The organism is Halobellus litoreus (assembly GCF_024464595.1).
GTDB classification, from domain to species: Archaea; Halobacteriota; Halobacteria; order Halobacteriales; family Haloferacaceae; genus Haloquadratum; species Haloquadratum litoreum.
Window position 1 is genome coordinate 399897 of record NZ_JANHAW010000002.1, and the last position, 12594, is coordinate 412490.

At 69.0% G+C, this 12594-nt stretch carries 10 protein-coding genes; 4 read left to right on the forward strand and 6 right to left on the reverse strand.

Annotated elements, in window-relative coordinates; genetic code table 11:
* Positions 1 to 43 precede the first annotated feature (43 nt).
* The 6 genes from NO360_RS09505 to NO360_RS09530 are packed head-to-tail and all read right to left on the reverse strand — an operon-like array spanning position 44 to position 7542.
* Complete coding sequence (locus tag NO360_RS09505; protein ID WP_256308513.1) at positions 44 to 940, reverse strand: DUF58 domain-containing protein; 897 nt, start codon at positions 938 to 940, stop codon at positions 44 to 46.
* Between the two features lie 2 nt (positions 941 to 942).
* On the reverse strand, positions 943 to 1884 hold the full coding sequence (locus tag NO360_RS09510; protein WP_256307566.1) for an AAA family ATPase: 942 nt from the start codon (positions 1882 to 1884) through the stop codon (positions 943 to 945).
* A gap of 34 nt (positions 1885 to 1918) precedes the next feature.
* Positions 1919 to 2980 carry a DUF7502 family protein gene (locus tag NO360_RS09515; RefSeq protein ID WP_256307567.1) on the reverse strand — a complete coding sequence of 354 codons (1062 nt, stop codon included), beginning with the start codon at positions 2978 to 2980 and terminating at the stop codon, positions 1919 to 1921.
* The gene (locus NO360_RS09520) at positions 2973 to 3329 is read right to left on the reverse strand and encodes a hypothetical protein (protein ID WP_256307568.1); all 357 of its coding nucleotides are present in this window, start codon (positions 3327 to 3329) and stop codon (positions 2973 to 2975) included. Before NO360_RS09520 ends, NO360_RS09515 begins: the two co-directional genes overlap by 8 nt.
* Positions 3326 to 5731: a vWA domain-containing protein gene (locus NO360_RS09525; RefSeq protein WP_256307569.1), complete on the reverse strand. Its 2406-nt coding sequence runs from the start codon at positions 5729 to 5731 to the stop codon at positions 3326 to 3328. The genes NO360_RS09520 and NO360_RS09525 overlap by 4 nt, the downstream gene beginning before the upstream one ends.
* Entirely contained in the window at positions 5731 to 7542 is a 1812-nt protein-coding gene (locus NO360_RS09530) for a vWA domain-containing protein (protein WP_256307570.1), read from the reverse strand. The genes NO360_RS09525 and NO360_RS09530 overlap by 1 nt, the downstream gene beginning before the upstream one ends.
* 212 nt (positions 7543 to 7754) lie before the next feature.
* Here NO360_RS09530 and NO360_RS09535 point away from each other — a divergent pair, with 212 nt between their 5' ends.
* From NO360_RS09535 to NO360_RS09550, 4 genes are all read left to right on the forward strand, one after another.
* A complete protein-coding gene (locus tag NO360_RS09535; protein WP_256307571.1) occupies positions 7755 to 8243 on the forward strand; it encodes an Lrp/AsnC family transcriptional regulator in 489 nt (162 codons plus the stop codon).
* Entirely contained in the window at positions 8240 to 9403 is a 1164-nt protein-coding gene (locus tag NO360_RS09540) for a pyridoxal phosphate-dependent aminotransferase (RefSeq protein WP_256307572.1), read from the forward strand. Before NO360_RS09535 ends, NO360_RS09540 begins: the two co-directional genes overlap by 4 nt.
* Positions 9404 to 9539: 136 nt before the next feature.
* A complete protein-coding gene (locus NO360_RS09545; protein ID WP_256307573.1) occupies positions 9540 to 10358 on the forward strand; it encodes a DUF7504 family protein in 819 nt (272 codons plus the stop codon).
* Positions 10359 to 10406: 48 nt separating this feature from the next.
* The gene (locus NO360_RS09550) at positions 10407 to 12593 is read left to right on the forward strand and encodes a hypothetical protein (protein ID WP_256307574.1); all 2187 of its coding nucleotides are present in this window, start codon (positions 10407 to 10409) and stop codon (positions 12591 to 12593) included.
* Position 12594 lies beyond the last annotated feature (1 nt).

Genomic DNA, 12594 nt, shown 5'->3' on the forward strand with positions numbered 1-12594 from the left:
GTTGAGCGGTCAGCGACTCCGGGATGCCTGCGACCTCGCAGCCTCAGCGGTTTCGGGTCGTCCGAGAGCCCGCCGCGTCTCGCGTCGCCCACACCGCGGCGAACGCGTCGAAGAAGTCCGCACCGGTGTCGACGACGACGTGCTCGGCGCGGTACCGGCGCGCACGTGCTTCGACCTCGTCGACGTGGGCGGAGAGTCGCTCTCGGTACGATTCGGCGGTCGACCCCGCGAAGTACGCCCGCTGCGTCACCCCCGTTTCGGGGTCTTCGAAGACGGTGTCGCCGACGACGTCGGGATCGCGCTCCTCGGGCGCGACGACGTGAACCAGCAGGACGTCGGTGTCGCCGAGGGCGGCGAGTCCGTCCTCGATCGCGTCGGGATCCTCCAGGAAGTCGCTCACGACGACGACGAGCGAGCGCGAGCGGATCGTCCGGGCGTACGACGAGAGCGACTCGACGAAGTCCGTCCGCCCGTCGGGGTCGGTCGCGTTCACCGAATCGAGGAGTCGAAGCAGTTCCCCGCGCGTCGACTGACTGCGATCCAGCCGGTCGACGTCGCTTCCGATCGTGGAAAAGCGGAAGGAGTCGTGCCCCGCGGCCGCGAGGTATGCGAACGCGAGGCCGACCCGCGCGGCGAACTCGAACTTGTTTGCACGTCCGTCGCCGAAGTCCATCGACGCCGAGGTGTCGAGGAGGACGTGCACCGTGAGGTTCCGCTCGGCCTCGTACTGCTTGATGAAGTACTCGTCCGTCCGGGCGTAGACGCGCCAGTCGATCAGCCGGACGTCGTCGCCCGGGGTGTACCGCCGGTAGTCGCTGAACGTCAGCCCCTCGCCGACGTTCGGCGACTGCTGTTGGCCCTGCTTCCGCGAGTCGGTCCGCTGCCGGAGCGACCGCTCCAGGCGGGCCAGTTCGTCGAAGAAGGAGGGCTCGATCGGCATCGTCACAGCAGCGCCGAGACGGCGTCGTCCGGCGTCACGCCCTCGCGCTCGGCCCGGAAGTCGACGATGAGCCGGTGTCTGAGCACCGGGTGGGCCATCGCCTCGACGTCCTCCCAAGAGACGTGCGCGCGGCCGTCGAGGAACGCGCGGGCCTTCGCCGCGAGGACGAGGCCCATACTGGCCCGAGGGCTCGCACCGAACTCGACGTCATCGGCCGTCCGTGTCGCCCGGACCAGGTCGATCACGTCGTCGCGGACGTCGTCGGCGATCGGCACCTGTCGGGTCAACTGCTGGGCTCGCTGCAGGCCGTCGCGGGAGAGCACGCGATCGACGGTGGGATCGGGCGCGCCCGTCGTGTACCGGTCGACGATCTCCCGTTCCTCGTCGCGAGCGGGGTAGTCGACGAGGATCTTGAGGAGGAAGCGGTCGGTCTGGGCCTCGGGGAGGGGGTAGGTCCCCTCCTGGTCGATCGGGTTCTGCGTCGCGAGGACGAAGAAGGGCCGCGGCAACTCCCGCGTCTCGCCCGCGGTCGTCACCTGCTTCTCCTGCATCGCTTCCAGGAGGGCGGCCTGCGTCTTCGGCGTCGCCCGGTTGATCTCGTCGGCGAGGACGAGGTTCGCGAACACCGGCCCGCGCTCGAAGACGAACTCCCGTTCGCCTCCCACTTCCCGGATGATCTCCGTCCCGGTGATGTCCGCGGGCATCAGATCCGGCGTGTTCTGGATCCGCGAGAAGGACAGATCCGTCGCCTCCGCGACCGTCCTGACCAGCGTCGTCTTCCCGAGCCCGGGGTTGCTCTCGATGAGGGCGTTGCCGTCGCAGAGCAGACAGACGAGGAGCTGTTCGACGACGTCGGACTGCCCGACGATTCGCTTCCCGACCTCCTCGCGGAGGGCGGCGAGTCTGCGCTGTATCCGGTCGATCTCCTCGTTCGTTCCGTTCATAGGTTGGCGTGCATCCTTGTGGTTCCGTCCTGGCTTAGGCGTCCTCGTTCGGTCCGTCCGAGTTGCGCTCGTCGTCGAGTTCCCTGATCCGAAGGTTGTACTCCCGGACGAGTTCGGCGTCTTCGATCCGCTCCTCGCCGGCGAAGCCGGCCTGCTGGCTGTCGAACTCGCCGCTGCCGCCCCCGCCGCCGAAGCCGTCACCCGGCCCGGTCTGGGCGTCGCCCTCTCCCTCGCCGGTCCCCGGGACCGAGATGTTCTCGAACTCGTCGCCCGCTTGGACGTCTTCGGGGTCACCGAGGATCGCGTCGCCGTCGCGCAGTTCGTCGTCCTCGTCGGGCCGCTCGACGGTCGGGCCGCCGTCCCCGTTCCCCAAGAGTCCCGCGAGGTTGGGGTCGACGACGGCGACCTGGACGCTCGCGAGGCTCACGACGACGACGAGGACGACCGTCACCGCGACGCGGCGCTTTTCGACGAGTTCGAGCGTCGACGTCCGCCCGAGCGTCTCGACGACGTCCGCGTAGAGCCGGCGGGCCATCTCGGTGTCGGCGTCGTGATCGACCGCGTCGCGGGCGGTACGCAACGCCTCCCGTATCTGGGGGTTCGCCGACTCGAACTGCTCGACGAGCGGGCGTCGGAGCCGGAGGGCGTACTCCCCGGCGAAGGCGACGACGCCGAGCGCAACGGCGAGCAGCGACGTGGCGTCGACCGCTCGGGGAGCGAACTCGCCGACGACGGGCACGGCGCGGAGCGCCGCGACGACAGCGCCCGGAAGGCTGACGCCGACGGCGAGCGCCGACGGCTCCACGAGGGCGAACGCGAGATTCGCGAGAAGCGCGAGGAACGCGGCGTCGACGGCGGCGTGGACGACGGCGGCCTTCCGAACCTCCGTGCGCACCTCGTCGAGGGCGGCACGGATCCGCGCCGTCGACCCCGGGGGGTCCGCCGCCTCCTCGTTCGTGTCCTCGTCAGCGTCGCTCGCAGCTCCATCGACGTCGCTCGCGGTTCGGTCGTCGCTCGCATCGGGTGCCGCGTCCCCGACCGGAAAGCCCGGGTCTGCGTCGAACCGGTGGTCGTCGTTCGGGTCCCGGTCAGACATCGTCGCACTCCTCCGGGACGCTGTCGTTCTCCCGTCGCACCTGTTCGCAGACCGCCGCCAGGTCCTCCCGATACCCGTCGCGCTCGGAGCGAACCTCGCTCAGCGTCTCGTTCGTGGCCGCCAGTTCCTCCTCCAGACTGCTGACGCGGGCTTCGAGGGAGTCGATACGGGCGCGCGCGGTCCGGAGGTTCTCGCGGAGCTGTTCGTTCTGGGCACGCAACTGCTCGTTCTGCGCCTGGACCTCGGAGACGCTCGATTGGAAGAGCACCGTGGCTCCGACCGTCCCCACGGCGAGGACGACGAGGGCGACTACGAGCACGAGGTTCAGGCGGCGACCGACGTACGTCACGGGAGGCCTCCGTCAGCCGTGGTCGTTCGGCGACGAACTTGAAGCCGCCGATAGCTCACTTCGGCCGTGAAGACGAGCAGTCCGGTCAGGAGGAACAGCCAGGTCCAGTCGGTTTCGACTGGCTGCACCCCGCGGGCGCGCTGGCTCGCGAACCGCGCGATGTCGGCCCCCTGGGCGGCGGTGAACTCCCGGCCGCCGGTGTCTTCGACGAGCGTCTCGAGCGCGGGGTCGGGTCCGAACGCGGCGTACTCCCGCGGGTAGTTCGCGGCGTAGGTCGCGCCGAGGACCTCGTAGTAGCCGCGCTCCTCGGGCGTCACCGTCGCCTGGAACGTCTCCTCGCCGACGCGCCGGAACGTCGCGCCCTCGGTCTCCGGGCGCTCGCTGCCGCGGTAGGTCACGGTCGTCGACTCTCCGACGCGCGTGTCCGGGATCCCCGTCACGCCGGTCGCCTTCCGCTCGGGGTCGCCGACGGCGTAGTTCGTCGTCCGTGTCAGGAGCAGCGAGTCGGGCTCGCGCAGCAGTCCGTCGAGCGTCCCGTCCGCGCCGTGGGCGGTGAGCGTCGCCACCCGGCCGAGCCCGTACCGCCACGTCGCGAGCGCCGGTTGGCCGTTGCCGCCGGCGACGAGGAAGTCAGCGCCCGGCCGGACGGCGACGTCGTTGAACGCCGCCGGCGACGACGTCAGCGTGACGCCGCTGGTGACGAACGAGCGCCGGTCGAGAACGATCAGTTCGGACGCCCCGGCCGCACCGGAGCCCCCGAAGAGGATGCCGAGCCGCGTCGTCTCGGTCGCGCGGAAGTAGCTGCCGCTGCCCGCGCCGGCGATGGTCTGCAGCGTCCGCTCGTTGACGCGCTCGCCCGCGCCGACGGTGACGACGCGGACGCCCCGCTCGGAGAGTTGGGCGGCGACGCCGGCCGCCTCGTCGGGGCTGTCGTGTCCGTCGCTGACGAGGATGACCGTCCCGGGCCGCTCGCCGAGGAGTTCGCCGCTCCCGCGGACGCCGGCGGCGATGTCGGTCGCACCGCCGGCGCGGAGCCGCCGGATCTTGTCCGCCAGTTCGCCGCGGTTCTCCGAGAGCGGTTCGACGTCGGCGACGCGGTACGCCTGGTAGTTGAACCCGACGATGCCGACGTCGTTCTCGTCGCCGAGCTGTTCGAGCACCGAGAGCGCGGCGGACTTCTGGATCGCCATTCCCTCCCTGGCGCTCCCCGAGACGTCGACCGCGAGGACGATGTTCGTCGCGCGCGCCTGGCCCTCGCCCGTCGTGACCGGGAGCATCGACGCGAGATTCGAACCCTCGTACCCGCCGCTCTCGAAGGCGTTGGGGCCGCCGACGACGAACAGGCCGCCGCCCTCGATGACGAACTGCTGGAGGCGGTCGACGTTGCCGACCGACTCGGCTGGCGCGTCCTGGACGACCACCGCGTAGTACGGCGAGAGGTCTTCTGGCACCTCTGCGGCCGTCTCGACGTCGTAGAGTTCGCCGAGGTAGTCGCGGAACGGATACTCGCCCGGCGAGACGTACAGGATCTCCGGCTGTTCGACCACGCGGACGGTCTTCCGGAAGACGTCGTTCGCCTCGAACCGGTCGTTCGCGTCGATCTCGGCGGTGATCGTGTGACTCCCGGTCGACTCGAACGTGTGATTGAACGCCGCGGTCGTCGGCGCCTCCGCCGAGGACCGTTCGAGCACCTGTTCGCTGTCGACGCTCACGGTGAGCGTCGCGGACGTGTTCGGCCCGACGCCGTCGACGCGGGCCGCGAAGCGGTTCTCGACGCCGAGGCTCACCTTCTCCGGGCCGACGACGGTGACGTATCGCTCCGCGGTCCGCGGTTCCGGCGAGACGACGGAGACCGTCGCGTTGACCGAGCGCGCGAGCGCCGCCGCCTCCTGAAGCGACTGGCCGCCGGTCACGCGTCCGTCGCTGAGGAGCACGAGATTGCCGTCCTCCTGAAGGTTCGCCGCGACGGCGTCGCCGACGGGTGAGGAGTCGTTGGTTCCGACCGGGACCCGCCGGACCGCGACGCCCTCGCCCTCGATCGTCTCGGCGATTCGATCCGCGGCGTCCGGCGTGACGGCCGTGCTGTCGGACTCGTCGACGAGCAGCGTCACGCTCGGCTCGCCGGTCGTCATCTGCGATTGGACGGTGTAGGGACCGGCCGCCGAGAGGACGACGAGCGCGACGACGACGACGCGCGCGGCCAGGAACCAGCGTCTCGAACGGTCCGACGCCATCCCCGACGCGCCGCGGAAGACGAGCGCCCAGAGCGCCACGGCGGCAATCGGCAACAGGAGGAAGAACAGCGGTCGCTCGAAACCGACCGAGAACGACTCGGAGAGTTCGACGGAGATCGAGAGGAGGGAAGAGTAAACCGATAGCGACGATACGAACGCGTTCAACATCACAGATCACCCCGCTGTCGGAGGAAGGCCACCTCTCCGAGCGCGACGGCGACGATTCCGAGCGCGACCCACCGAGTCAGCGGCCCCGGGGCCGTGCGCTCTTCCTCCCGCGTGGTCGGGCCGCCGTCCGCCTCGGCTTCGATCGCCGTGGCCGACACCGCGGACTCGGCGGGGTCGAGCAGCGAGGCGCTGTACCGGGTGCCGTCGGCGTCGTAGAAGCCCGCGTCGGCGGTGTCGACGCTCGACGCCGTCACCTGTCCCCGCGGCGTGTCGATCACCGTTTCGTTGCCGAAGGAGAGTCGCTCGCCCGTCTCGCGGTTCAGCTCCGGCAGCGACTGCCGATCCGCGAGCGCGTAGACGCTGCGCTTCCAGAAGATGGGGTACTCGAAGTCGTACTTGAACGACGATCCCGACTCCACGTACCCGTAGTAGAGCACCTGGCCGCCGTCCTGTTCCCCGGTCGCGACGATCGGCGTGCCGTCGGCCGTCGAGACGAGCGCCCGCCCCGATCGGAGGTCGCCGCGGACGTACCGCTCCGGCGGCGGGAAGCTGATGTCGCGGGTGAGGTCGTCGGCGACGGGCGTCGCGAGCGACGGGTTCGTGCCCATTCCGTCCGGAGCGAGTAGCAGCAGGTCGCCGTAGGCGTCGACCGGCATCGACCCGTCGGCCTGGATCCCGACGCCGCCGCCCGCGGCGAGCGCGTCGCGGCCGGCGGCGACGTGGGCCTCGCGGATCGCGTCGGCGTCGACGTTGCTGTAGAGCACGACGTCGTAGGCATCTTCCCCTGGATCGGGGACGGAGTCCGGCGGCGCGACGACAGTCAGCTCGACCGGGTCGATCACCGACAGCGCCGTCGTCAGATAGCGGTTCTCGTCGTTCGTCACCAGCAGCACGTCGACGGCGGCGTCTTCGGGCGCGGCGACGTAGGCGGCGTCGTCGACCGGGAACGAGTCGCCCGGCGAGAGCCGGATTTCGCCGCCGCCGGCGGGCACCGGCAGCGTGACGCTCCGAACGTCGCCGGGCGCGAGCGCGACCCGCTCTCGCGCCTCGCCCAGCGAGACCCGTCGGGTGACGTCCTCGGTGCCGAAGTTCTGCACCGAGACGGTCACCTCCTCGCCGGAGAACTCCCGATCGACGATGCCGACGTTGTTCTCGCCGCCGCGGTCGAACTGCCTGAGATCGACCGTCAGTCCCCGGGCGCGGGCCGATCGCACTGCGGTCTCCCAGTCGACCCCGCCGGCGAAGTCGCTCAGGACGACGATCCGGGCGTTCTCCCCGGCGAGGCTGGCCCCGCGTGAGATCGCCGTTCGGAGGTCGCCGGGCGCGTCGGTCGCGCGGAGGTCCGAGAGCGCGTCCGCCGCGTCGCCCCGAGTGCCGGTCCTGAGCGCGATCGAGGAGCGCCCGTCGACGACGACGACCGAGGTCGTCGAGGTGGTCTCCTCGCGCGCCGCGGAGACGGCGCGGTCGAAGCGCGTCGTGCCGCCGCTCTCGACGTTCATACTCGCGCTGGCGTCGACGACGAGGACGGTCTCCTCGACGGTCTCGGACTCCGAGACCGGCACGTACGGCGTCGCGAGCGCCGTCGCGAAGAGGACGATCGCGAGCAGTTGGAGGAGTAGCAGGGCGCTGCGCTTCAGTCGTTCCAGGAGCGGCGTCGACGACGACGTCCCGTCCGAATCGGTCAGGAACCGGATCGTCGGCAGCGTCACGCGTCGCGGATCCGGGCGGACCAGATACAGGAGGATGACGGGCACCGCGGCGACGATGGCGGCGAGTCCGAGCGGGGAGAGGAAGACGTCCGAGAGAGCCATCGTGCGAGTGGCGGTCCTCCGGGGTATTGGACCTTTCCCACCCGAGTTGCGAGCGCGGGTCGCCAGTCGACCCCGAGCGCTCACCGCCACCCCGAAGCCGGGGCCGATCCGCGCCGCGGTGGCGGGCGAACGGTGGGGGACGAACGGGGGTGTCGGAGCGTTCAGCGGACGGGAGAGCAAACCCTTTTAATCGGGACCGCTTCGGATCGCGTATGGAAGCGAAGCGGGAACTGCTCGACCTGTTGCTGAGTGACGCTCGACAGAGCACCGAGGACATCGCGCGACAACTCGGTGTGGACGCAGCAACGGTCGAGGCACTGGTCGACGAACTGGAGTCCGAGGGCGCGGTCCGCGGCTACCAGGCCGTCGTCGACTGGGACAGCGTGGACGAGGGACACGTCCGCGCGGAGGTCGAGTTGAACGTCGAACTCGACCGCGAGACCGGGTACGAGGAGATCGCGCGACGCATCGCGAAGTTCCCGGAGGTCTCGTCGCTGCGGCTCATCTCCGGGAGCTACGACTTCGCCGTCGACGTCGAGGGCGAGTCGATGCACGACGTCTCGAACTTCGTCTCCGAGCAGATCGCGCCCATCCCGGAAGTCACGCAGACGGTGACCCACTTCGTGATGCGGACGTACAAAGAGCGCGGCGTCTACTTCGGCGACGGCGACGACGACGACCGCCTCGCCATCTCGCCATGACCGGGTTGACCGACCGGCTCTCACAGCGGGCCAGAGAGACTCCGCCGTCGGGAATCCGGCGGTTCTTCGAACTCGCCGAGGAGATGGACGACATCGTCTCGCTCGGCGTCGGCGAACCCGACTTCTCCGCGCCGTGGGCCGCCCGCGCGGCGGCGATCGACTCCCTGGAGCGGGGCCGGACGTCCTACACCGCCAACCGGGGGCGGCGCGACCTCCGGGAACGGATCGCAGAGCACGTGACGCGCTACGGCCTCTCGTACGACCCCGACGAGGAGATCCTCGTCAGTACGGGCGCGAGCGAGGCGGTCGACCTCGCGATGCGGGCGCTCGTCGACACCGGCGACGCCGTCGCCGTCCCGCAGCCGTCGTACATCTCGTACGGACCGACCGTGACGTTCTCGGGCGGAGAGGTCGTCCCGGTCGAGACGCACGCCGAGAACGAGTTCGTCCTCACTTACGAGGACCTCGAACGCGCGGGGGCCGCGGACGCGTCCGTCCTCGTGCTGTGTTACCCGAACAACCCCACGGGCGCGGTGATGACGCGCGAGGAACTCTCGGCGGTCGCCGAATTCGCCCGCGAGCACGACCTCTTCGTCCTCTCCGACGAGATCTACGCGGCGCTCCGCTACGAGGACGAGCACGTCTCGATCGCGACGCTCCCGGGGATGCGCGAGCGGACCGTCGTGTTCAACGGGTTCTCGAAGGCCTACGCGATGACGGGGATGCGTCTGGGCTACGCCCTCGGCCCGTCGGAAGTGATCGACGCGATGAACCGGATTCACCAGTACACGATGCTGTCGGCGCCGACCACGGCGCAGTTCGCGGCGATAGAGGCCCTCGAATCCTGTGACGGCGCGGTCGAGGAGATGCGCACCGAGTTCGACCGCCGCCGCAAGTTCGTCATCTCGCGGTTCAACGAGATCGGCATGGACTGCTTCGAGGCTGAGGGCGCGTTCTACGTCTTCCCGAAGTGTCCACCCGGTTGGGAGGACGACGAGGCGTTCGCGGAGGCGCTCATCCGCGAGGAGCGCGTCGCGCTCGTCCCGGGCCGCGTCTTCGGCGAGGGTGGCCGGGGTCACCTCCGCGTCTCCTACGCGTCCGGGATGGGCGAACTGAAGGAGGCGCTGAACCGGATCGAGTCCTTCGTGGCCGACCACTGACGGCCGCTGTCGAAGCGGGTGGTCCGTGCCGTCGGTCGATGACTGGCGATTCGATCGCTCGTCACCGGCCGCCGATCGCGCCCGAACGTTTCGTATCACAAACTATTATTGCGACCGGAGTGTATTATGGGGACGAATGCACGCAGGTGGCGGTACCGACGAGGCGACCGTCGGTGCCACTGTGGGCGTCGCGACCGCCCTCGACGATCTGAAATCCCGCGGCAGCGCGCTCCTGATCGTCGGATCGGTGCCGCAAGACGTTTACGGCCGGGTCTCGGCGTGCCTCCTCGGCGAAAACGGCGACGAGGACCGCCGTCGGCTCGTGGTCAAACGAGGGCCGGAAGCGGATAGCCGGTTCGACCGCATCGAAAGCTGGACCCCGGAGTGGACTCGGATCTTCAGTTACGACGTCGACGCCCGATCCGCGACAGACGCGGCGGGAGCCACGGGTGCGGGATCGAGTTTCGACCCCGACGGCCCGGACGCCCCCTCCTCGCCGACCGCACCGTCACCGATCGAATCCGATGCGGGCCCGTTCGACGCCTACAGCCGAAGACAGGGCCCGGAGGACGTCACGGTCACGATCCGGGGGTCGATCGCCGAACTCGGCGTCGAAATCGGGACCGCGATCCGGGAGTTCGACGCCGTCGCGGGCGGTCTCGATCCCGCCGAGTTGCGCGTTGCCCTGGACTGCGTGGCACCGCTGCTCTCGGAGTACGACAGGCGGACGGTGTTTCGCTTCCTCCACGTCCTCGCGAACGACATCAGATCGGTCGGCGGGATGGGCCACGTCAGAGTGCCCGAGCCGCTCGAATCGGAGATAGTGCGCCTCCTCGCGCCGCTTTTCGACGCGGTCGTCGAACTGCGACTCGACGGCAGAGAGCCACAGCAGCGCTGGCATCTCCGCGACGCCGACCTCTCCTCGGAGTGGCTCCCGATCGAAAGCCGAGCATAACGCCGATCACCAGTACGCTTTTTGCGGCGTAAGTGATGTATTGGCACGATGGAAGGGCTCGGCGGCCACACGGCGTCAGCGGGGGACCCGGTCGCGTCGACCGGAGCGGATCACCTCCAGGTCGAGTTCGAGAGTTCGACCGAGCAGACCGAACTCGTGGTCTCCGACCCGATCGAGCGGAGCCAGTTCGTGCTCTCTTCGCCCAGTCCGATGCGGATCCGACAGGCCGATCCGAACGCGTTTCGGTTCCCGGCTGACGGTGCGGTGAGCGCCCGAACGGACCGCCTGGACCTCGAAACCGTGGTTTCGGTCTGTGTTCGCGACGGCGACGGCAACATGATCGCCCAGGCGGAGCACTTCGCCGACGAGTCGTTTCCGGCCGGGACCTACAGCGTCGAACTGTTCGCCCCGATCAAGCTCTATCTCCGCGTCGATTCGCCGCTGCGCGTTGTCTCGGATGCCACGCAAACGCGCCTGGAATTCGGCGAGGAGACCGACGTGCTCGTCGGCGCGCGGTCGCATCACAAACGCCCGGCGGCGACGATTCGGACGACGGATCGGCCACGCGACGCGATGCGTGCGGTCTCGCTCCTCGGGTCGGCGCTGAAGACGACGAGCGTCGAGCGGTCGTACCCGACGCTCCGCGGGCACCCGCCGCTCATCGAGCGCGGCACTCGATTCGACGCGCCGGACGGACTGGAGCCGCCGGCGACGGACGTCACGCTGGAACTGCCCGAGACGCATCGGCACGTCTACACCGCCGCACCGCTCGCCTACTACCTCGGGGCGACCGTCGTTCCCGGACCGTCGGCCCGCATCGTGACCGAAGGCGGATTCAGCCACGAACTCGACGGGACGGGCGGCTTCGAGCGGGCCGTCGAGCGGGTGCTCAAACAGACCTTCTTCCTGGACTGTCTCACCCGGACCGAGGGGTACTACGAGGTCGACTTACACGAGCGGCGGACGCTGGAACCGACGCTCGGGCTGGATTTCGCGGACCTGTACGACCGATCGATCGGTGAGCAACTCGAGGCGTATCTCGACGTTCCGTACGACGCCGTCGAGGCGGAGATCCCCGACTGGAAGCTGACTGCACACGTCGCGCCTAATGCGTCGAACGTCGAGGTGCTGCCGTTCGTCGCGAACGATCTCGCCGTGGTGACGACGCCCCAGTCGGAGCCGACCGCCGGATCGACCGTTCAGGCGAACGCAGTCGGCGACTTCGTTCGCGGACCGCCGGAGCCGACCGCGACCCCGTCGAAGCCCGGAGAGTTCACGCGCAGCGCCGGCACGCGCAGTCAGAACGCCCGGAGCGCCGACGCCCAGCGGGCGTACGTCCAGCCCCCGGAGACCGACTCGCTGGAACAGGCGTGGCTCGGACCCGGGATCCCGATCGGGGCGAGCAAGGCGTCGTTGCAGGCCTATCGGAATCGACTGTCGCGGGAGCCGATCGAGGGAGACATCGGGATCACCGTCGTCTGTAACGACCCCCGGATGGCCGAGGAGCGCGACGCCGTCGAGGACGTGTACGGGTCCCGCGAGGAACTCCCGTTCGACATCAGGACGCACTACGAGCTGACGACCGAAGAACTCCGAGCGGTGCTCGCCGAAGAGACGGAGTTCCTCCACTACATCGGCCACATCGACGAGGACGGGTTCCAGTGTCCGGACGGGGCGCTCGACGTCACGACGATCGACACGATCGGCGTCGATTCGTTCCTCCTCAACGCGTGTCAGTCCTACGAGCAGGGGATGGAACTCATCGAGCGGGGCGCGATCGCGGGCATCGTCACGCTGAGCGACGTCGTCAACAGCGGCGCAGTCGACATCGGACGGAGCCTCGCGCGACTGTTGAACTACGGGTTCCCGATTCGGATCTCGCTGGATCTGGCCTGCAAAGACAGTTACATCGGAAGCGACTACATCGTCGTCGGCGACGGGAGTTTCTCCGTAGCACAGGTGCAGGCGATGCTCCCGAATATGTGTGATATAACCCGGAACGGTGATACGTTTACCGTCGACTACCGGACGTTTCCCTCCGCAGAGTACGAACTCGGTAGCCTCGTTGTCCCGTACGTTCCCGGTAACGAGACCTATTATCTCACATCTGGTACTGCAGACGTCTTCGAGTTGACGCAGTCAGAACTGACCGACTTTCTTTCGTTGGAGAACGTCCCTACGATGGTGGACGGATCGTTGTACTGGAGCGATAAGCTATCTCTGGATTCGATCTGAG

Coding starts and splice junctions, on each gene's coding strand:
- NO360_RS09535 (WP_256307571.1), top strand. CDS start 7,755: ATGGAAGCGAAGCGGGAACTGCTCGACCTGTTGCTGAGTGACGCTCGA.
- NO360_RS09505 (WP_256308513.1), bottom strand. CDS start 940: ATGCCGATCGAGCCCTCCTTCTTCGACGAACTGGCCCGCCTGGAGCGG.
- NO360_RS09525 (WP_256307569.1), bottom strand. CDS start 5,731: ATGTTGAACGCGTTCGTATCGTCGCTATCGGTTTACTCTTCCCTCCTC.
- NO360_RS09510 (WP_256307566.1), bottom strand. CDS start 1,884: ATGAACGGAACGAACGAGGAGATCGACCGGATACAGCGCAGACTCGCC.
- NO360_RS09545 (WP_256307573.1), top strand. CDS start 9,540: ATGCACGCAGGTGGCGGTACCGACGAGGCGACCGTCGGTGCCACTGTG.
- NO360_RS09550 (WP_256307574.1), top strand. CDS start 10,407: ATGGAAGGGCTCGGCGGCCACACGGCGTCAGCGGGGGACCCGGTCGCG.
- NO360_RS09540 (WP_256307572.1), top strand. CDS start 8,240: ATGACCGGGTTGACCGACCGGCTCTCACAGCGGGCCAGAGAGACTCCG.
- NO360_RS09530 (WP_256307570.1), bottom strand. CDS start 7,542: ATGGCTCTCTCGGACGTCTTCCTCTCCCCGCTCGGACTCGCCGCCATC.
- NO360_RS09515 (WP_256307567.1), bottom strand. CDS start 2,980: ATGTCTGACCGGGACCCGAACGACGACCACCGGTTCGACGCAGACCCG.